Genomic DNA, 19,652 nt, shown 5'->3' with positions numbered 1-19,652 from the left:
GAATACTTCGTACCCAACCGACACATCCGCCCCGCGGAAGATTGGCAGACTGGATACCGTGATCGTCATCGTGTGCCCGGGACAGGGATCCCAGACCCCCGGGTTCCTTACTCCCTGGCTCGCTGAGTCCTCGTTCCGCGATCAGCTGACCGGCATCTCCGACGCCGTCGGCATCGACCTCGTCGCGCACGGCACCGTGAGCGACGCGGACACCATCCGCGACACCGCAGTGGCCCAGCCACTCATCGTGTCGGCGGGACTGCTCACCCTCTCGGCGCTGTTCGCCGACGGGCGCCGTGACCGCGTCGGCGGCATCGCCGGCCATTCGGTCGGCGAGCTGACCGCCGCCGCGGGTGCGGGCGTCCTCAGCGAGACGGACGCCGTCGCCTTCGTGCGCGAGCGCGGTGCCGCCATGGCTCGCGCAGCCGCAGAGGTGCAGACCGGGATGAGCGCCGTGATCGGAGCCGACGAGTCCGAGCTGCTGAGCCGTCTCGACGAGCTCGGCCTCTCCCCCGCCAACTACAACGGCGGCGGTCAGATCGTGGTGGCCGGGGCTCTGGATGCGCTGGCCCAGCTGGGCGAGAACCCGCCGGCCCGCGCCCGGGTGATCCCCTTGCAGGTCGCCGGTGCGTTCCACACCCGCTACATGGCGCCGGCCGTTCCCGCCCTCGAGGCGTTCGCCGGCACCCTCAGCACCAGCGACCCGACACTGCGGCTGTGGACGAACAAGGACGGCTCCGAGATCACCGACGGCGCAGAGTTCCTCCGGCTGCTCGTCGGCCAGGTCTCCTCGCCGGTGCGCTGGGACCTCGACATGGCGGCGTTCCAGGAGGCCGGGATCACCGGTCTGATCGAGGTCGCGCCCGCCGGTGCCCTCGTCGGCCTCGCCAAGCGCGGCCTCAAGGGCGTCCCGACCGTCGCCATCAAGACGCCGGACGACCTGCCTGCCGCCTTCGACCTCATCGACCAGGCCGCGTAGGCCCCCAAGGAGCTCCCCGATGACTCACCCCACCCTTCAGCAGTCCCACGGCCCGCAGTACACGCGCATCCTCTCCATCGGAGCGGCCCGCGGCGATCTCGTCGTCCCGAACGACGACCTCGTCGGCCCGATCAACTCCTCCGACGAGTGGATCCGCCAGCGCACCGGCATCATCACCCGCACACGGGCCAGCCGCTCCATCCTGGCCGTCGACCTCGCCACCGAGGCGTCGAAGGAGGCGATCGAGAAGTCGGGCGTCGACCCGAAGCTGATCGACGCCGTCATCGTCGCCACCGTGTCCAATGTCCAGCAGACGCCGTCCATCGCAGCGGTACTGGCCGACCGCGTCGGGGCCAACCCCGCCGCGGCGTACGACATGAACGCTGCGTGCGCCGGCTACGCGTACGGCATCGCCCAGGCGGATGCGCTGATCCGCACCGGTGCCGCCCACTACGCGCTCGTCGTCGGCGCCGAGAAGCTCTCGGACATCGTCGACCCCACCGACCGCACCATCTCGTTCCTGCTCGGCGACGGCGCAGGCGCCGTCGTGATCGGCCCGAGCGACTACCCCGGCATCGCCAAGACCGTCTGGGGCTCCGACGGCTCCAAGGCCGACGCGGTCGGGATGGGCAACACGCTCATCGAGTACCGCGACGAGGGCGCGCCGTGGCCGACCCTCCGCCAGGAGGGCCAGACCGTCTTCCGCTGGGCCGTGTGGGAGATGGCGAAGGTCGCCAAGCAGGCTCTCGACGAGGCCGGGGTCACCCCCGACCAGCTCGCCGCGTTCATCCCGCACCAGGCGAACATGCGGATCGTCGACGAGTTCGCCAAGCAGCTGAAGCTGCCCGACACCGTCGCAATCGCCCGTGACATCGAGACGACCGGCAACACGTCCGCCGCCTCCATCCCCCTCGCGACCCACCGCCTGCTCCAGGAGAACCCGGAGCTCAGCGGCGGCCTGGCGCTGCAGATCGGCTTCGGTGCCGGTCTGGTCTTCGGCGCGCAGGTCGTCGTGCTGCCCTAGACTGTTCCACGGTCAAAAACGACACCCCCTCAAGGAGAAAACACCATGGCATTGTCCACCGAAGAAGTTCTTGCCGGCCTGGCTGAGCTCATCAACGACGAGACCGGCATCGCGACCGACACGGTCGAGCTGGACAAGTCGTTCACCGATGACCTCGACATCGACTCCATCTCGATGATGACCATCGTGGTCAACGCCGAGGACAAGTTCGACGTCAAGATCCCGGACGAGGAAGTCAAGAACCTCAAGACCGTCGGAGACGCGGTCGAGTTCATCGTCAAGGCGCAGGACGCCTAGCGCTAAGCCCAAGAATCTTCCGCATGGGCGGCGGCCCTGAGTCGCCGCCCGTGCGCGGCGGGCATGCGATGAGTACGCCGCCGTCGTTTCTCTAGAGAGTTGCCGTTATGACCAAAAAGATCGTCGTCACCGGTATGGGCGCGACCTCGCCCCTCGGTGGCACCGCCCCGGAGAGCTGGGCGGGCCTGCTCGCCGGAGTCTCCGGCACCCGCACCCTCGAACACGAGTGGGTCGCCAAGTACGAGCTCCCCGTCACCTTCGCCGCCGAGGCCAAGGTGCGTCCGGAGGAAGTGCTCGAACGACCGGTCGCGAAGCGCCTCGACCCGTCGAGCCAGTTCGCGCTCATCTCCGCTATGGAGGCATGGGAGGACGCCGGACGGCCGGATGTCGCCCCCGAGCGGCTCGGCGTCGACTTCGCCACCGGTATCGGCGGCGTCTGGACGCTGCTCGACGCCTGGGACACCCTGCGTGAGCGCGGTCCCCGCCGCGTGCTGCCGATGACCGTCCCCATGCTCATGCCGAATGCGGCTGCTGCAGCCGTGTCCATGCACTTCGAGGCCCGGGCGTTCGCCCGCACGGTCGCCTCCGCATGCGCGTCGAGCACCGAGTCCATCGTCAACGCCTACGACCACTTGCAGGCGGGCTACGCCGACGTGGTGATCGCGGGCGGCACCGAGTCCGCCATCCACCCGATCACCGTCGCCTCGTTCTCATCGATGCAGGCGCTGTCCCGCCGCAACGACGACCCCGCTCACGCGTCGCGCCCTTACAGTGTCGACCGCGACGGCTTCGTCATGGGCGAGGGTGCGGCCAGCCTCGTGCTCGAGACCGAGGAGCACGCGCTCGCCCGCGGCGCCCGCATCTACGCGGAGCTCGCCGGCGGCGGCGTGACGGCCGACTCGTACCACATCACCGCCAACGACCCCGAGGGACGCGGTGCCAGCCGCGCCGTGAACCGCGCGCTGGCGCAGGCGGGTGCGTCGCCGGACGACGTGACCCACATCAATGCCCACGCGACGAGCACGCCGGTCGGCGACCCCTCGGAGTACGTGGCGCTGCGCGAGGTGTTCGGCGACCGCATCCACAGCATCCCCGTGTCGGCGACCAAGGCGTCGACAGGCCACCTCCTGGGCGGCACCGGTGCGCTGGAGGCCGTGTTCAGCATCCTCGCGATCCGCGACCGTCAGGCCCCGCCGACGATCAACATCACCGAGATGGATCCGGCGATCCCGCTGCAGGTGAAGGGTGAACCCCAGCCGCTCGGCGACGGTGCGCAGCTGGTGATCAGCAACTCGTTCGGCTTCGGCGGGCACAACGCCGTCGCCGCGTTCCGGAGCTACTGAGCCCTGTAGGCACTGCAGAAGGCCCCGGTCCTCGGATCGGGGCCTTCTGCGTGTCACCGCGGGCGGGCGGCCGGAGCCGGGCCCGCCGCGGGAGGTCAGTGCGAGTGCGCTGTCTGGGGACGACTGCGGCGGTGCGCGCAGGCGGAGTCGTTACGAGACACCGCAGTCAGCCGACGTTGTGGAGCCAGATGACCGACGTGTCGTCGTGGGCGTGACGGAACGGCTCGAGCTCGTCATCCCACGCCTGCCCCAGGGCCAGCCGGAGTTCGCGGTGCAGCTCTGTCGCGTTGGCGCCGGCGATCTCCATGGCGTAGCGGATACGGTCCTCCGGCACGACCATGTTGCCGGCGGTGTCGACCTGCGCGAAGAAGATGCCGAGGTCGGGCGTGTGCATCCACCGGCCACCGTCGGTGCCGTGCCCGGCGTCCTCGGTGACTTCGTAGCGCAAGTGCTCCCACCCGCGCAGGGCGGATGCGAGGCGCGCTCCGGTTCCCGGGGGGCCGTCCCAGAAGAACTCGGTCCTCTGGGCGCCCTTCAGCACGGGCTGTGGTTCCCAGGTGAAGTTGACTGCTCGCCCGAGCGCGCGTCCGGCCGCCCACTCGATGTGGGGGCTGAGCGCGCCGGGAGAGGAGTGCACGTAGAGCACCCCTCGAGCTGCGTGTGCCGACATGGTTCTCCTCCGTTCGTTGGTGCGTCTTCCCCTACGACCAGGAACGGGATGGAGTGCTTCGGCGTATGAAATTGGTTGCGCTGATGCGCGTTGCCACGATTATGCCTGAGAACCGCGGGTAGTTACAAGATTGTGATTCGGCGATTCACTCGCCCAGCGAACGCCGAAGCGGAATAGCATACCGAGTATGTCGGTGCAGAATGGTTTCCTGGCTCTGCTGACGCAGGGTCCCGCCTACGGCTCGCAGCTCCAGAGCGAGTTCCTCTGCCGTGCGGCCCACCGTCGGCAGCTCAACCCCGGGCAGGTGTATTCCACCCTCGATCGAATGACCGACCAGGGCCTCGTCGCCTCCGCCGGTGCCACCGACGACGGGCTGCCGCTGTACGCCCTGACCGACACCGGACGTCTCGCCGCCGGCGTCTGGCTGACCGACGGCCCCGCAGACGGACGGCCCGACTGGGATGAGATGCAGGACCAGGTCCTGATCGCCGCGTCGCTCAGCGGGGTGGATGCGCTGACGATCGTCGACGGCTACCGCGAGGCGTACGCGGAACGCATCCGCTACCTCTCGCACGAGGCGGACTCTCGGGCGCTCCTCGCGGCGAACCGCGCGGCCGAGCTCGGCGCGAGAGCTGCCATCGAGTGGCTGGACGAGGTGGCCGCGACGCTGGCCGCGCATCCCACGGCCCTGGTCCAGCAGCGCTCCCCCGAGCGTCCGCGTCGCGGGCGCCGGCCGTCCGCTGAGACGGCGTCCGCCGCCGCTCCCGCCGAGTAGCGGACACGCCGTGCGCGACGGGGAACGGCGGAGCGTCCACCGGAACTCGGCGGAGGTTCCTTCGATTTCGGTGGGGCGCGTCGGCGCCGGTGGCGAGAGCGCTAGTGAAGCAGCTCGCCCTGCTTGTTCAGGACGTTCTTCTCGCCCGCCTCGATCGGGACCGCAAAGCGGTTCTGCGCCGGAGGCAGCGGGCAGTTGAAGTTGTAGCTGAACGCGCACGGCGGGAGCACGGCCAGGTTGAAGTCGAGCGTGACCGTCCCGTCCTCGTTCGGCACCACGAACAGGAACCGGCCGACGGAGTAGGTGTTGTCACCGTTCGTCGTGTCAGCGAACACGAGCTGCAGCGCGCGCCCGGCCTTGAAGGCGGCCAGGTTGTAGTCGACGCCGTCCTTCGTGAAGGTGATCTCGCCCGGGATGACCATGTCGCGGGTCGCGCCGTCATCCTTCAGGTGCTCGAAGCCGATCGTCTTGCCGCCCTCGATCGGGCTGAACGAGGCCGTGATGATCCAGTCGCGGTTGAACGGGAAGGCGTCGATGGATCCGAACTCCTGGATCGCCTCGGAGTTCGCGTCCCAGACTCGCAGGGCGTAGTCGCCGTCCTCGCTGGCGATGACGAAACCGGTCTGCGTGTCGCTGAAGCGGATCGCGCTCGGGTTGGGGTCGTTCTTTCCACGGACGATCGCGGAACCGTCGACGAGAACGTCGTCGACGACGATGTTGTCGGCCGCGGACGCAGTCACCTTGAGGCCCGACTCGCCCTTCGGCAGCGGTGACCACAGGCCGGGAACGCCCCAGATCGGCTGCTCCGACTCCGGGTCGCCGGTGATCCACTGCGTGTTCACCAGCGCGAGGTTCCCCTGGGGCGCGGTGACGGCCTGCTCGCGGCGGGCGCGATAGCGGGCGAGCACGGCGTCCGGGTCGGTCCTGTTGGCGTCGTCGCGGGCGGTGGCGGTGTCGGTCATGGTGTCCATCCTCGGTCAGGTCTCCCGTGACAACCAACTCCGACACTCGGGCATTCCGCTCGGTGCATCATTTGGCTTCCGCGTAGCTGTCGACGATCGCCGCGGTCACCGGGAACTCGACCGGGAAACCCCCGAAGAGCAGACGACCGGCCTGCTCGGCGGACGCGCGCACGGCCGCGGCGACCTCCTCCGCCAGCAGTGCCGGGGTGTGGACGATCACCTCATCGTGGAGGAAGTACACGAGATGCGGCGCCTCCACGAGCGCGGCGTCGGGAGCGAGCGCCGTCAGCCGGTTGCGCAACTCCGCCATCCAGCAGAGCGCCCACTCCGCCGCGCTGGCCTGAACGACGAAGTTGCGGGTGAAGCGGCCCCAGTCGCGCGCCTGACTGCGAGCCCGGCGCTCATCCGCGTCCGTCGAGTCGGCCGCCGACGCCGCCGACTGCGTACTGGCCCAGGCGGGCCCGGGGAGCGGGGAACTGCGCCCCAACCGGGACGTCACCTTCTCGCCGCGCTCCCCGGCGCGCGCGGCATCCTCGACCAGCCGGATCGCCCGGGGGAAGGCGCGGGTGAGGCGCGGCATCAACCGGCCGCTCTCCCCCGTCGTCGCGCCGTACATGGCGCCCAGCATCGCGACCTTGGCCTGGGCGCGCTCTTCGACGGCCCCCGATGCCACGATGCCTTCATAGAGGTCTTTCCCGCGTCCAGCCGCCGCCATCGCCTGGTCGCCCGCCAGCCCCGTGAGCACACGCGGCTCCAGTTGGGCCGCATCCGCGACCACGAGTTTCCAGCCCGGATCGGCGACGACAGCGCCGCGCACCTGCTTGGGCAACTGCAGTGCGCCGCCGCCACGGGTGGCCCAGCGGCCGGTGACCACGCCACCCGGTACGTAGTCGGGACGGAACCTCCCGTCGCGAACCCATGCGTCGAGCCACGTCCATCCGTTGGCCATGAGCAGCCGGGAGAGCTTCTTGTACCGCAGCAGCGGCTCGATGACGGGATGCTCGAGGCGGCGCAGTTCCCACGATCGGGTGGAGGTCGCCATCACTCCCGCGCGCTGCAGGGCTTTGAGGAGGTCGGGCGGGCTGTCCGGATTGAGCTCCGGCGCGTCGAGGTGCGAGCGGATGTCGCGCGAGAGCTCCTCCAGGATGGTCGGGCGGCCGTGTGCCGGGCGGGAACCGAGCAGCGCCGTCAGCAGCTCGTCGTGACGCTGAACGCTGTACGGGAGGCCGGCGTGCTGCAGTTCGACGCCGACCAGCGCCCCAGCGGACTCGGCGGCGAGAAGGAGGCGGAGCCGTCGCGGATCGGTGCTGCCGGCCACCGCGTCTTCCTGTGCCGCGAATTCGGTGCGGGCGGAGCGGACGGCCGATCCGGCATCCGGCACCGGCTCGTCGAGGTCGAAGAGGGTCGTGTGGACCGCGGGGGTCTCCTCCACAGGATCGGCGATCGCATCCCAGGGCCCGGGGGCGGCGGCCGCGAGAGCCGAGCCGGCCGCCAGTGTGGAGTTGCGCAGAATGGCGTGGCACAACCTCAGATCGATGCAACGTTCGACGCGCACGCCGGCAGCCAGAAGGGCCGGGTACCAGAGGCGGGTGTCGTCCCAGACCCAGCGCGGGCGATCCTGGCGGCCCTCCTCCGCCGCCACGAGGGCGGGCAAGCGAGCGATCTCCACGACCGATGAACGTTCCTCGCCCGCGTCCTCTCGCACGTCCGCCGACGTGTCGAGCCACGTCACGCGGGCGCTGCCGCGGACGTCGCGCTCGAGGAGGATGTGCATCCACCCATTCTCGTGGCGTCCGCCGACACCGGCGCGTCGCTTGCACGTACGGGCCGACGTGAGGATAATTCATTCAACGACGATGCCGACCCGAAAGGCATGATCGACGATGACCGTATACCTGCATGACAGTCAGGGAGTGTGGATAGCGTTCCGGACCGAACCGAGGTCCCGGGATCTGTTCAATCCGGATGGCGACTGGATCGGCTGGTTCCCGTGGAGCGATGACGATGCCGTCACCCCCGACGGGAACTACCTCGGCACGATCCGCGGCGACCGGCTGTTCACTCAGAGCACCCACGCGTACCGCGGGTCGCCGGGCTATCCCGGCGCGCCCGCCTACCCCGGCGCCGCGCCGTACCCCGGGGCGGCGTCGTACACCGGCCTGCCGGACGGCTGCGACGACGTCCCCAGCTCGCTGCTCTGGCCGCGCCTCGTATCCTGACCCGACGACCGGTCGCCCCTCTCCCGGCGTCAGTCGGAGAGGGCGGTGAGGCGGGCGCGCAGGGCGGGCCACGACCCGGCGAAGCCGGGGTGCAGCGGTAGGGCGACGACCTCGTCGACCGGCACCCAGCGCAGCTCGATGCTCTCGACGTCGGCCATGCGCGCCTCGAACGACCGCACGGCCTGGGCGACGACCGTCGTGTAGGACCAGAAGCCGAGATCCAGAACGCTCTCGAAGAGCACCTGCACGGCGTCGGGAGGCACCGCGGCCTCTTCGGCGGCCTCGCGCAGGGCGCCGTCGACCGCACTCTCGCCCCCGTGACGCGCTCCACCGGGCAGACCCCAGGTGCCGCCGAAGTGGCTCCAGTCGGCTCGGTGCTGCAGCAGCACACCGCGCCGCAGGTCGTGCACGAGCAGCCCCGCGGCGCCGAACCGACCCCAGAACCGCTGGCCGTCCGGCCCTTCCACCCACGCGTCACCCGAGTCCACACCTCCACGTTAGTCGGGCGGAGGGCCGCATCCCGACGCGCAGTCACGCGGCGACGTCTAGTGGGAGGCTGTCCTCATGACCGTGCGCAGTGCCGCCCTGCTCCTCTACCGCCGTCGTACCGACGTGGAGGTGTGGATCGCCCACATGGGCGGACCGTTCTGGGCCCGGAAGGACGAAGCAGCCTGGTCGGTGCCGAAAGGGATCGTGGAGGAGACCGACCTCGGTGACGAACTCGCTGCGGCCCGGCGGGAGTTCGCCGAGGAGATCGGCACGCCGGCGCCCGACGCCGACTACCGCCCCCTGGGCGAGTTCCGCGGGTCGGGCAAGACGATCGTCGTATTCGCCGCGGAGAGCGAGTTCGAGCCCGAGGCGATCCGCAGCAATACCTTCCCACTCGAGTGGCCGCCGCGTTCGGGCCGGATGCAGGAGTTCCCTGAGGTGGATGACGCCCGGTGGTTCCCGGTCGAGCAGGCGCGGCTGAAGCTGACGAAGGCGCAGCGGCCCATTCTGGACGCGCTGCTCGCGCGCCTCGCGGAGGACGCGAAAATCCACTAGCGCGCACAGCGTCCCGCGCCCGTATGGTTGGGCCCACGAGGGCGTGACCCGCAAGGAGGCAACCGTGGCGAAGAGCAAGGCCGAGAAGGCCGCCGAGCACGCGCTGGACACCGCACGCGTCGCGGTCGGCGACGCGGAGAAGGCGGTCAAGAAACTCGACAAGAAGACCAAGCGGCAGGCCGAGGACCTCCACGACCGGCTGGCGCAGGCCGCGAAGGACGCCAAGAAGGCGGTCCGGCGTGCGAACAAGACGGCGGATGATGCGCGGGTGTCGGCGAAGTCCGTCGCGGAGCACGTCGCCGCTCCGGCATCCGACACCGGCATCCCCACCTTCCGGGAGCTTCGGGATCGGGCGAAGGGTCGCGGAATCCAGGGGTACTCCCGCATGAACAAGGCCCAGTTGCTCCACGCGCTCGGCGAGGGCTGACGGGGCCGCCACGGTCGCCGTTCACCGGCGCTTAACCCGCCGCCCGTAGCGTGCCGTCGTGCCCGACGCCACAGAATCGCAGCCCTCCGCTCGGCAGGCGGCGCCCGACCCGCAGCCGGCCCCGACAACGCCCCCGGGGCTGCTGCTGCGCGGCGACGCGGCGCCGGCGGCCCGGACGCTGATCGACATCCTGAGCGAGTCCGCCCGGCGATATCCTGATGCGTCGGCCCTGGAGGATGCGGCGGGTGCCCTGAGCTACCGCGAACTGCTCGCCCGCGCCGGCGCCGGGGCCGCCCGCCTGCGTGAGAGCGGAATCCGCCGCGGAGACAGCGTCGGGGTACGGATGTCGTCCGGATCCCGGGAGCTGTACCTGGCCATCCTGAGCGTGCTCGCGGCGGGTGCGGCGTACGTGCCGGTGGATGCCGACGACCCGGAAGAGCGCGCGGAGCTCGTCTTCGGCGAGGCAGCGGTCCGGGGCGTCCTGACCGATCGCGGGCTGCTGCTGCGCGATGAGCAGGGGGCGCGCCCGGTCTTCACGGCGGAGGCGCCGCATCCCAGCACCGCCGCCGTGTTCGTCGTCGAGCCTCCCGCGCCGGAGGACGACGCGTGGATCATCTTCACGTCCGGTTCCACCGGAACGCCGAAGGGCGTCGCCGTGCGGCACCGCTCGGCCGCCGCGTTCGTGGATGCCGAGACGCGCCTCTTCCTGCAGGACGAGCCGATCGGACCCCAGGATCGGGTCCTGGCCGGTCTCTCCGTCGCCTTCGACGCCTCATGCGAGGAGATGTGGCTCGCCTGGGCCCACGGCGCGTGTCTCGTGCCGGCCCCGCGTTCCCTGGTCCGCACGGGAATGGACCTCGGGCCGTGGCTCTCCGCCCGCCGCATCACCGTCGTCTCCACCGTGCCCACCCTGGCCGCGCTGTGGCCGGTGGATGCGCTGGACAACGTCCGCCTGCTCATCTTCGGCGGCGAGGCGTGCCCGCCCGAACTGGTGAGCCGTCTCGCCGTACCGGGCCGCGAGGTGTGGAACACCTACGGGCCGACGGAGGCCACGGTGGTCGCGTGCGCGGCCCGGCTCTCGATCGGCGAACCCGTCCGGATCGGGCTGCCACTCGACGGCTGGGACCTCGCGGTCGTTGACGCGGCGGGCCACCCTGTCGCCGACGGCGAGAGCGGCGAGTTGGTCATCGGCGGCGTGGGCCTCGCCCGCTACCTCGACCCGGCGAAGGACGCGGAGAAGTACGCGCCCATGCCCACGCTCGGCTGGGAGCGCGCATACCGGAGCGGAGACCTCGTCCGCTTCGACCCGGAGGGACTGTTCTACCTGGGCCGCACGGACGACCAGGTGAAGCTCGGCGGGCGGCGGATCGAACTCGGCGAGGTGGAGGCCGCCCTCCAGGCTCTGCCCGGTGTCTCCGGCGCAGCCGCGGCGGTACGCCGGTCGGCCGCCGGCAACGACGTGCTCGTGGGCTACCTGGCGATCCCCGATCTTGACGCCTTCGATCGCGCGGCGTCCCTGGCGCACCTGCGCAAGACTCTCCCCGCTGCCCTTGTGCCGCTCCTCGCCGTCGTGGACGAGCTTCCGGTGCGCACCTCGGGCAAGGTCGACAAGGCGGCCCTCCCCTGGCCGCTGGAGGATGCCGCGAGCGGCGAGGGAGCCGTGACGGACGATCCCGTCGCGCAGGGCCTGGCAGAGGACTGGCGCAACGTTCTCGGGCTGCCGGTCTCGGGTCCCGACGACAACTTCTTCGACCTCGGCGGCGGCTCTCTCGCGGCCGCTCAGCTGGTCTCGCTGATCCGCCGGCGGCATCCCGACATCACAGTGGCCGACATCTACGCGACGCCCCGGTTCGGCGCTCTCACGCAGACTCTGGCCGAGAGCTCGCCGTCGTCGTCCGCCGCATCCACCCATGTGGTCCCGCCCACACCGTTCCGAATGCGAGCGCTGCAGACCGTACTCGGTGTGCCGCTCTTCATCCTGGGCGGCATCCGCTGGCTGCTCTACCTGCTCACGGCCTCCCTTCTCCTCCGTCCCCTCGGCGGTTTCGACGTACTGCCTGCGGTCGATCCCGTCTGGTTGGTGGTCGGCCTCCTCGTCTTCGTGACGCCGTGGGGCCGGATGGCGATCGCCGTCGTCGCCGCCCGGCTCCTCCTCCTCGGGGTGAAGGCGGGCGACCATCCCCGCGGCGGGGGCGTGCACCTGCGGTTGTGGCTCGCCGAGCAGGTCGCTCATCAGGTGGGCGCCGCGAGCCTCGCCGGCGCGCCATGGATCCTGTACTACGCCCGCGCGCTCGGCGCGACGATCGACCGCGGAGTCGATCTGCACACGCTGCCCCCGGTGACCGGCATGCTGCGCATCGGTGCCGGTGCGTCCATCGAGCCGGAGGTCGACCTGGCCGGTTACTGGATCGACGGAGATGTGGTGCGCATCGGCGAGATCCGGATCGGCGCGGGCAGCTCCGTCGGCGCGCGGAGTTCCCTCATGCCGGGGACGAAGATCGGACGGAACGCGACGGTCGCGCCGGGGTCGGCGGTGTTCGGCCGGGTGCCGGCGCAGCAGAACTGGTCGGGCTCCCCCGCGGTCCGGGTCGGCCGCGCCCACGACTGGTGGCCGGCGGAGCGCCCGCCGCGGCGCACCCGCTGGGTCGCGGCGTACGCCGTGGCGTCGCTGGTCGTCTCGCTGGTTCCGGTGGTCTCCCTCGCCGTCGGTGCGGGCGTCGTCGCGGCCTTCGTCCGGGGTGCGGACAGCTGGGGTGACGTGGTCGCGCGGGCTGCGGCCGGCCTCATCCCCGGCACTCTCGCCGCCGGCGTCGTCCTCGCAACACTCGTCGTCGTGTTCGTCCGCCTGCTCGGCATCGGGATGCGCGAGGGCGTCTACCCGGTGCGCAGCCGCGTCGGGTGGCAGTCCTGGTCGACCGAGCGGCTCCTCGATCTCGCCCGCACCATCCTGTTCCCCCTGTACTCGAGCCTGTTCACTCCCGTCTGGCTCCGGATGCTGGGGGCCCAGGTCGGGAAGGACGTCGAGGCCTCGACCGTGCTGCTCCTCCCCCGCATGACCCGCATCCGGGACGGTGCCTTCCTCGCCGACGACACGCTCGTCGCGTCGTACGAGCTGGGCGGCGGCTACGTCCGCATCGCGAACGTCGACATCGGGGCACGCGCGTTCCTGGGCAACTCGGGAATGGCGGGCGCCGGCAATCGGGTCCCGCGCGACGGTCTGGTGGCGGTGCTCTCGTTCGCGCCGCGCAAAGCGAAGGCGGGCTCGTCGTGGCTGGGCTCTCCCCCGGTCCGGCTCCGGCGCCAGGTGCAGGATGCGGACCTCTCGCGCACCTTCGAGCCTCCGACCGCGCTCCGCGTGGCCCGCACCGCGTGGGAGCTGCTGCGCATCGTGCCCGTGTTCGTCACGTGCGCGATCGGCCTGGGCGTCGTGATCGCCCTCGGCGCCATCGAGACGGCGTGGGGCCCCGTCTGGGCGGTCGTGCTGGGCAGTCCGGTCCTGCTTGTCGCGGGCGCGGTCGCAGCGGCCGTGAGCACCGCCGCCAAGTGGGCGCTGCTCGGGAGGCTGCGCGCGGGCGAGCATCCGCTCTGGTCGTCGTTCATCTGGCGCAGCGAGGTCTCCGACACGTTCACCGAGATGGTCGCCGCGCCGTGGTTCGCCTGGGCCGCCTCAGGCACGCCGGCGCTGGCCTGGTGGCTGCGCAGCCTGGGGGCGCGCATCGGCACCGGCGTCTGGATCGACAGCTACTGGCTCCCGGAGGCGGATCTGGTCACGCTGGGCGACGCATCCACCGTCAATCGGGGCTGCGTTGTGCAGACCCACCTGTTCCATGATCGAATCATGAGCATGGACCAGGTCACGATCGAGCGGGGCGGCACGCTCGGCCCGCACAGCGTCATCCTGCCCGCCGCCGACATCGGCGCCGAGGCCACCGTGGGACCGGCGTCCCTGGTGATGCGCGGCGAGACGGTGCCGGCCGGCAGCCGCTGGAGCGGCAACCCGATCGGACCGTGGCGCGAAGTGGTCGTGCGCGAGTACCGGGCACGGGTCGGCGGATGACGGACCCGGCACGGCACGCGTATCTGCCCCGGTCCGGAACCCCGGACTTCTCCGTCCTCAGCTACGACCTCGACCTGAACTACCGGGTGGCGACGAACCGGTTGGATGCGACGGCGGTGATCCGCGGGCGCGCGTCCGTCCGGCTGTCCGCGATCGTTCTCGACCTGGTGCACCTGAAGGCCAAGCGCGTCCGGGTCGACGGGCAGAAACGGGTCCGCTTCACCCAGACACCGACGCACCTGCGGATCGTGCCTCCTGCCCCTCTGCCCGCCGGGAGCGAATTCACCGTCGAGGTCGCCTACGACGGCTCGCCGGTGCCGCGCCGCACCCGGTGGGGAACGCTCGGCTGGGAGGAACTGACCGACGGGGTCATCGTCGCGTCACAGCCGTCCGGGGCGCCCAGCTGGTTCCCCTGCAACGACCGGCCGTCGGACAAGGCCGCCTACCGCCTCCGCATCACTACCGAGCAGGCGTACACCGTGCTCGCCACCGGGGAGCCGACCGGGCACAGCGTCGTCGGTGGCCGCGGCTCGTGGACGTTCGACCGCGAGGAGCCGACCGCCACCTACCTGGTGGCCGTCCAGATCGGCCGGTACATCGTCGAACGGCGGTACTCGGACGGCGTCGAATGGGCCGTGGCATACCCGCCCGCGCTGCAGACCCGGGTGCTCCACGACTTCGAGCCGGTCGGCCGGATGCTGGAGTGCTTTCAGCGGCTGTTCGGGCCGTACCCGTTCCCGTCGTACTCGGTGGTCGTGACCGCGGACCCGCTGGAGATCCCGCTCGAGGCGCAAGGGATGGCGACGTTCGGTTCCACGCACGTCGACGGTCGGGGCGGTTCGGAGCGGCTGATCGCCCACGAACTCGCACACCAGTGGTTCGGCAACAGCGTCGGCCTCTCCGTGTGGGGCGACATCTGGCTGAACGAAGGGTTCGCCTGCTACGCCGAATGGCTGTGGTCGGAGGCGTCCGGAGGCCTGAGCGCCAACGCGCACGCGCGGGTGCATCACGCGGGTCTGCTCCTCGCATCCAAGGATCTGCTGCTCGGCGACCCCGGGCCGGACTCCATGTTCGACGACCGCGTCTACAAGCGGGGCGCCTGCCTCCTGCACGCGCTGCGCCTGCGGCTCGGCGACGAGCGGTTCTTCGACCTCCTCCGCGAGTGGACGCGTGTGCACCGCTTCGGCACGGTCACCAGCGCCGACTTCGAGTCGCTCGCGGCGCGGTATGCGGACGAGCCGCTCGACAGGTTCTTCGACGCCTGGCTGCGCCAGGCGCGCCTGCCGTCCCTCACGGCGTGACTTCGCCCGCTCCCGTCCGCCTCACGTCCGGCCTTCCCAGGCGCCTCCGCCCGTGAGAGGTGAGTAGATGCTGTTATTCGCGCCGAATAGCGACCACAAGGCGCACCTCGCGGGGTCAGGGTCTGCGTTCGGCGACCGTGACGACGCACGCGACCGCGCGGGCCGTCGCGAGGTGGTAGCGGACGCCGTGCAGGTGCGCGCTGCGGGGTCCGATGCGAACGGCGTCCGGCGACAGGCGCAGTCCGCCGCCGTCGGCCTTGAGTACCGCCTCGATCGCCGTCCACCGTCGGAGGGCGTTGCCGCGCCCGGGCGCGAGTGAGTCGATCGCCGCGTGCCTGTCGGCAGACCCCGACACGGGTTCGGCGTCGATCCCGACGGGACGGCGCGCCGCCACCGCGAACGCAGAGCCGGCAGCATGCGAGAGAGCCAGGTGGACGGGTGACCCACCACCCAGCGCGAGCGGGCGGCCGTGCGCCAGCCCGCAGTCCGGGCACCGCGCGTCGATCCGGATGTCCCGCTCGCCGAGACGATCCGCCGCGGCGAACAGGGCCGCACGACCGGCGAGGAAACGTTGCCGTGCGAGGACATCCCCGTCGAGCGAGGTCAAGCGCGCGCGATCGCTTTCCGACAGACGGGCGACGACGCCCGAGCCTGCGGAGGCGTGAGGCACGACGACGAAGGCGGGCATCCATCCTCCGTCCCTCGGTACCGACGAATCGATGCTAGCCCGCCGAACCTCAGGGAAAGAGCGAGCGCCGACAGGCCGTCGGGCCGGCGTCGGCGCTCGCCGTCGAAGTGGGTGCTACAGCTCAGCGAGCCGAGCGGTCGCTTCCGTCGTCGAAGCGGGGTGCCTCGTGACGAGCGGTGTGAGGAGTGGTGTCGTCCACCGGAGCTGCGGTCGCCTCGGGCGCGGCGGTGCCAGCGGTACCGGCCGCAGCGGCATCATGGGTGTCCGCGTCACGACGGGTTCCGTCGTCGACCCGGTTGCCCTGGCGGTCGGTGCGCACGTCGGGGTCGACACGGTCGGCCTTGCGCATCGCCTCTTCCGACTCGGTACGGGCCGAGGCCGCAGCCGACTCGCGCTCCTGAGCCTCCTGACGCAGGCGCGCCGCGTCGACCTCAGCCTGCTTGGCGTCGGCGGCGGCGCGGGCGGCCTTCGCCTCGCGCTCACGCGCATCCAGTTGGGTCTGAGCCGCGGACTGCCGCATCTCTTCAGCACGGCGACGGTCGGCCTCGCGCTTACGGTTGCGGCCGACGGTCAACGCGATGATGGCGATCACGATGATGACGACCACGACGACGATCAGGATGATCCATCCAGTTGTATTCATGACGCGTTACGGTACCCCTGCGACGCGGAATAGCTAGGGGATTGAAGTGTTATCGGGTCGCTGCTTGCGGCACCATCTATAAAGTAGGGCGGACGGGACTTGAACCCGTGACCGAGGAATTATGAGTCTCGGGCTAATCCTCCACTCACGGCGGGACTTCCGCGGAATTCCGCGGAATTTCTAGAGATCGCCGGCGCTGTGACGTTCCCAGCAACTGCATGCAACTCCCAACGTAGGTACCACTGTAGGTACCACTGATCGGTCGATCGCGAGCAAGATATCCAGGACGCCTAGTGCGCCATACGGCATGTCGGCTCAGATCCTTGCGACTCCGGATAGGCACCACCGACGCGAAGTCGGGTACCACCAGAAAAGTACCCACGGGACCCCGGACGGCGGCCGGGGCCGTTTCGTCGTTGTATCGGCGCTACCGACGCGACTTCCGGACGTAGGCGCGCCATTGCCTGTCGGTCATCGCTGCTACCTTCGCCCGCTCCGCAACGGCCGCACGCTCCTGCTCCCGAAAGTGCTCCAACTGGGCCACGCCCTGCTTGTACGTCCCTTGAGACTGCATCCGCCATTGCGGCGAGTGCGCATCTAGGACGTCCGCCTCCGCGACGCCGATAGCGGCCTCGGTCCCCGAAATGGCCTGGCGGATGCCGAGCAACTGCCTGTCGATCTCGGCGATGCCGGCTGCGTGGCTCGGTATCGGCTTCCGCTCGGCCGCCCCTCTCGTCAGCACGAGCCCGGTGAGCGATGCGCCGATGAACGCGCCGCCGAGAGCGCCTCCCAGGAACGGGACGATCGGGAAGTCGGGAGTAGCCACCCACAGGAGATAGGCCAGCGCCAGCGCCACGAGCCCGGCCAAGCCGAACACGACATTCCACCAGGACGCTCTAGTCATGGCCGAATCCTAACGATGCGAAGTAGGGCGGGCCGGACTTGAACCCGTGACCGAGCGATTATGAGTGTCGAGTTAATCCCTCACTAACGGCGCAGTTGCCCCGGAAATCCGCGGAACTTCTGGGATCCGCCGGGAGCAACGTAGGTACCACCACAGCCCTGTGAGTCACCCGCCCTCCTGCGGACTCGGGACTGCTCGAAAGGAAGAAAGCTGTCGGCTTCTGCCACGCATGTTGGGTACCACTAGAGCGTTATAGGTACGACTCGGCGAGACCCGATCGTGAGGGGCGAGGTTGCGGTGGGCGCGGCGAAGTCAGACGAGCGTGCCCAGTTCAAGAACTGGTGCCTTACGCAGGATCCCGATGAGCTCCCTCGACGTCGTTCCCCGCACGGGCTCCACATCGCCGCGAGTCTGCTTTGCGACGAACAGTCCGTCTTCGAAATCTAGGACGCTGATCCGCTGCTTGAGTCGGGAACCCGAGAATTGGCTGAGGTCCAGCATGTAGGCCTCAAAGCGCGCGCCCGCTTGATTTGGATCTGAAACTCCCGCATCCACGAGGTGAATGAGGCGCACGTCCATTAGGTCCGTCAGCAGACTGTATGGGCCGACGTTCTTTTCCTTGTCGCGGTAGCCCACAAGGAAGTAGGTGAAGGCTTGCTCATCCAGGCAGAACCGCCGGACGAGATCTAGAGTCTCAAGAGTCCGTTGCGCCACCCCACTGTTGGCCGCCATGTCCTCTTCGAGCTCTTGGATTTTTGCGCTCGCCGCGTCACCTGCCGCCTGGTTGACGTCCTGGACGCCGGCGAACTTGGCGTTCGGCCGACGGACCGCCCTTCCAATCGCGCTCACGGCCAAGACCATGTAATCCCGAGGGACAGCGCCAGAGGCCAGCACGAGGCGATCCAGCGCCGGCCGGCTGAAGACTCGTGAGAGAGCCGGTATCCCGACCTGGCGAGCGTAAGCACTCAATATGCCCTCCAGGAAGGCGCTGGCTCGCTGCGGATTTTGCAGGGTGACGTCAAGGTCGATGAGATCGGCGTCTTGTCCACTTTGCAAGCCCGTTGGCGGGGAGGCCTGCCACCAGTTGGTGAGGTGGCGGATCGAGGCGATTTTGAGCCAAACCTTGGAATCGCGAATGCTGCCGTGCAGCATGTCCAGGATTAGCGGCTGTGAATCGCGGGATACGTAGTAGAAATCATCAACGAATACGAACAGCCGGACGTCCTCGACCTCGAGATACTGAACGATGGCGCGCTGCACGCGTGGCACGAGCCTCTCGGCATCCCGAAGTTCGGTTTCGGCTAGCCCCAGCAAGTCCTCAACCTTCTCCAGGATCTCCGAGAGCGCGAGGGAGAGGCGCGACGTCGGCGACACACTCTTTCGCCCACTAATCAGCGCGGTCAAGACGTCGTTCAAGACGTACAGGAAGACTCGTTGAGGGCTCTCGCGACGCAGAGTTTGGATATTCGTCCACGACACCAATGCCCCTTCGCTCTCTACCCCGCGCCGCGCCTCCATGAGCAGGGCCGACTTGCCTGCTCCCCGACGGCCGAAAACCAAGTGATGCCTGCCCGCTGCGATAGTTGAGAGACTCGCACGTGCGTCGGGCACGTACACCAAGCTGGGCTCAGCGCTGGAAACCCTGGACTTCGCGCTCAGCAACCGGACGAGATCAGCAACTTTCTGATCCTGAACTCCCGATACTTTCGCCGGCGCTGAGGTGGACCTTGTGTTTCCGGCGTCCGCTTTTCGCACAATTAGGAAGCGCACGGGGCCGCCGTCGACCTGGATCCCACGCTCGATGTCCGAAGAGGCCTCGAGAGCGCGAGCGAAGTCCAGGTCGTTCACGTAAGCGACAAGATTGACCTCATCCGGATACGGCTTTACGTCGACTTGTATGGTCTCCACCCCGGCCTTGAAGAACGCATCACGGACGGCGCTCGCTGGATCCGTGCTAGTCGTCATGCGTGTGGGTTTCCCTTCGATCGAACGTACGAGCGCGCCTTTGATACATAGTCAGCCGCGGTGGGCGCTACTAACTTGGCGTACGCCCTGAAATACGACGACGAACTCGGATACGGGTCGTAGTCTGCCTCGTTCCGGACTAGGCGGGCGTCTTTCAGTGCATTGGATGCATTGGCTTGATCTGGAAAGTCGCGAGGTATGAAACCGGGAAGCTTTGAGTGTTCCTGATGGTCGTCCCCCCGTCCCGCCTGATAGGCGACCGCGCGGAAGGCGTGGTACATGGCGTAGTAGTAGCGAGCCACAGCTGCACGCGCTAAATCCGAACGGGAACGTCGCAGACGATCCGCCATGGTT

General features: G+C 69.4%; 18 protein-coding genes. 10 read left to right on the top strand and 8 right to left on the bottom strand.

Features of this window, described 5'->3' with window-relative positions; genetic code table 11:
• Positions 1-58 precede the first annotated feature (58 nt).
• The 4 genes from AB4Y74_RS08290 (at position 59) to AB4Y74_RS08275 (ending at position 3,643) form a co-directional block, all read left to right on the top strand.
• A complete protein-coding gene (locus tag AB4Y74_RS08290) occupies positions 59-979 on the top strand; it encodes an ACP S-malonyltransferase (RefSeq protein ID WP_441798624.1) in 921 nt (306 codons plus the stop codon).
• A gap of 19 nt (positions 980-998) precedes the next feature.
• Positions 999-2,003 carry a beta-ketoacyl-ACP synthase III gene (locus tag AB4Y74_RS08285; RefSeq protein ID WP_441798623.1) on the top strand — a complete coding sequence of 335 codons (1,005 nt, stop codon included), beginning with the start codon at positions 999-1,001 and terminating at the stop codon, positions 2,001-2,003.
• Positions 2,004-2,048: 45 nt separating this feature from the next.
• Positions 2,049-2,300: an acyl carrier protein gene (locus tag AB4Y74_RS08280; protein WP_021765217.1), complete on the top strand. Its 252-nt coding sequence runs from the start codon at positions 2,049-2,051 to the stop codon at positions 2,298-2,300.
• 107 nt (positions 2,301-2,407) lie between these two features.
• Positions 2,408-3,643 (top strand): beta-ketoacyl-[acyl-carrier-protein] synthase family protein, encoded by a 1,236-nt coding sequence (locus tag AB4Y74_RS08275; protein ID WP_441798622.1) that lies wholly within the window; start codon positions 2,408-2,410, stop codon positions 3,641-3,643.
• 166 nt (positions 3,644-3,809) lie between these two features.
• On the opposite strand, the gene AB4Y74_RS08270 is transcribed toward AB4Y74_RS08275, so the two are convergent.
• Complete coding sequence (locus tag AB4Y74_RS08270; protein ID WP_441798621.1) at positions 3,810-4,313, bottom strand: DUF3145 domain-containing protein; 504 nt, start codon at positions 4,311-4,313, stop codon at positions 3,810-3,812.
• A gap of 187 nt (positions 4,314-4,500) precedes the next feature.
• Between AB4Y74_RS08270 and AB4Y74_RS08265 the strand changes: the two genes are divergently transcribed.
• Entirely contained in the window at positions 4,501-5,088 is a 588-nt protein-coding gene (locus tag AB4Y74_RS08265) for a PadR family transcriptional regulator (RefSeq protein ID WP_441798620.1), read from the top strand.
• Between the two features lie 101 nt (positions 5,089-5,189).
• Here the strand turns inward: AB4Y74_RS08265 and AB4Y74_RS08260 are convergent, their stop codons facing one another.
• Both AB4Y74_RS08260 and AB4Y74_RS08255 read right to left on the bottom strand, forming a co-directional pair.
• Positions 5,190-6,050 (bottom strand): DUF1684 domain-containing protein, encoded by an 861-nt coding sequence (locus AB4Y74_RS08260; RefSeq protein WP_441798619.1) that lies wholly within the window; start codon positions 6,048-6,050, stop codon positions 5,190-5,192.
• Positions 6,051-6,117: 67 nt separating this feature from the next.
• Positions 6,118-7,824 carry a bifunctional 3'-5' exonuclease/DNA polymerase gene (locus AB4Y74_RS08255; protein ID WP_441798618.1) on the bottom strand — a complete coding sequence of 569 codons (1,707 nt, stop codon included), beginning with the start codon at positions 7,822-7,824 and terminating at the stop codon, positions 6,118-6,120.
• 109 nt (positions 7,825-7,933) lie between these two features.
• Between AB4Y74_RS08255 and AB4Y74_RS08250 the strand changes: the two genes are divergently transcribed.
• Positions 7,934-8,269, top strand: a complete 336-nt coding sequence (locus AB4Y74_RS08250) for a hypothetical protein (protein ID WP_441798617.1) — start codon at positions 7,934-7,936, stop codon at positions 8,267-8,269.
• A gap of 29 nt (positions 8,270-8,298) precedes the next feature.
• On the opposite strand, the gene AB4Y74_RS08245 is transcribed toward AB4Y74_RS08250, so the two are convergent.
• Positions 8,299-8,757: an NUDIX domain-containing protein gene (locus tag AB4Y74_RS08245; protein ID WP_441798616.1), complete on the bottom strand. Its 459-nt coding sequence runs from the start codon at positions 8,755-8,757 to the stop codon at positions 8,299-8,301.
• A 76-nt stretch (positions 8,758-8,833) separates the two neighbouring features.
• Here AB4Y74_RS08245 and AB4Y74_RS08240 point away from each other — a divergent pair, with 76 nt between their 5' ends.
• The 4 genes from AB4Y74_RS08240 to AB4Y74_RS08225 all read left to right on the top strand — a co-directional run bounded on the left by AB4Y74_RS08240 (position 8,834) and on the right by AB4Y74_RS08225 (position 15,098).
• Positions 8,834-9,313 (top strand): NUDIX domain-containing protein, encoded by a 480-nt coding sequence (locus tag AB4Y74_RS08240; RefSeq protein WP_441798615.1) that lies wholly within the window; start codon positions 8,834-8,836, stop codon positions 9,311-9,313.
• 64 nt (positions 9,314-9,377) lie between these two features.
• The gene (locus tag AB4Y74_RS08235) at positions 9,378-9,740 is read left to right on the top strand and encodes a hypothetical protein (RefSeq protein ID WP_441798614.1); all 363 of its coding nucleotides are present in this window, start codon (positions 9,378-9,380) and stop codon (positions 9,738-9,740) included.
• 58 nt (positions 9,741-9,798) lie between these two features.
• A complete protein-coding gene (locus AB4Y74_RS08230; RefSeq protein WP_441798613.1) occupies positions 9,799-13,797 on the top strand; it encodes a Pls/PosA family non-ribosomal peptide synthetase in 3,999 nt (1,332 codons plus the stop codon).
• On the top strand, positions 13,794-15,098 hold the full coding sequence (locus tag AB4Y74_RS08225; RefSeq protein ID WP_441798612.1) for a M1 family metallopeptidase: 1,305 nt from the start codon (positions 13,794-13,796) through the stop codon (positions 15,096-15,098). The genes AB4Y74_RS08230 and AB4Y74_RS08225 overlap by 4 nt, the downstream gene beginning before the upstream one ends.
• 115 nt (positions 15,099-15,213) lie before the next feature.
• Here the strand turns inward: AB4Y74_RS08225 and AB4Y74_RS08220 are convergent, their stop codons facing one another.
• From AB4Y74_RS08220 to AB4Y74_RS08205, 4 genes are all read right to left on the bottom strand, one after another.
• The gene (locus AB4Y74_RS08220; protein WP_441798611.1) at positions 15,214-15,786 is read right to left on the bottom strand and encodes a 4'-phosphopantetheinyl transferase family protein; all 573 of its coding nucleotides are present in this window, start codon (positions 15,784-15,786) and stop codon (positions 15,214-15,216) included.
• Positions 15,787-15,907: 121 nt separating this feature from the next.
• Positions 15,908-16,429 carry a hypothetical protein gene (locus AB4Y74_RS08215; RefSeq protein WP_441798610.1) on the bottom strand — a complete coding sequence of 174 codons (522 nt, stop codon included), beginning with the start codon at positions 16,427-16,429 and terminating at the stop codon, positions 15,908-15,910.
• A gap of 427 nt (positions 16,430-16,856) precedes the next feature.
• Positions 16,857-17,333 (bottom strand): hypothetical protein, encoded by a 477-nt coding sequence (locus tag AB4Y74_RS08210; RefSeq protein WP_441798609.1) that lies wholly within the window; start codon positions 17,331-17,333, stop codon positions 16,857-16,859.
• Positions 17,334-17,645: 312 nt separating this feature from the next.
• Positions 17,646-19,298, bottom strand: coding sequence for an AAA family ATPase (locus AB4Y74_RS08205; RefSeq protein WP_441798608.1), 1,653 nt, complete (start codon positions 19,296-19,298; stop codon positions 17,646-17,648).
• Positions 19,299-19,652 lie beyond the last annotated feature (354 nt).

It is taken from the genome of Leifsonia sp. RAF41 (genome assembly GCF_052114085.1).
GTDB lineage: Bacteria > Actinomycetota > Actinomycetes > Actinomycetales > Microbacteriaceae > Leifsonia.
This window is presented reverse-complemented; position numbering and strand designations above follow the sequence as displayed.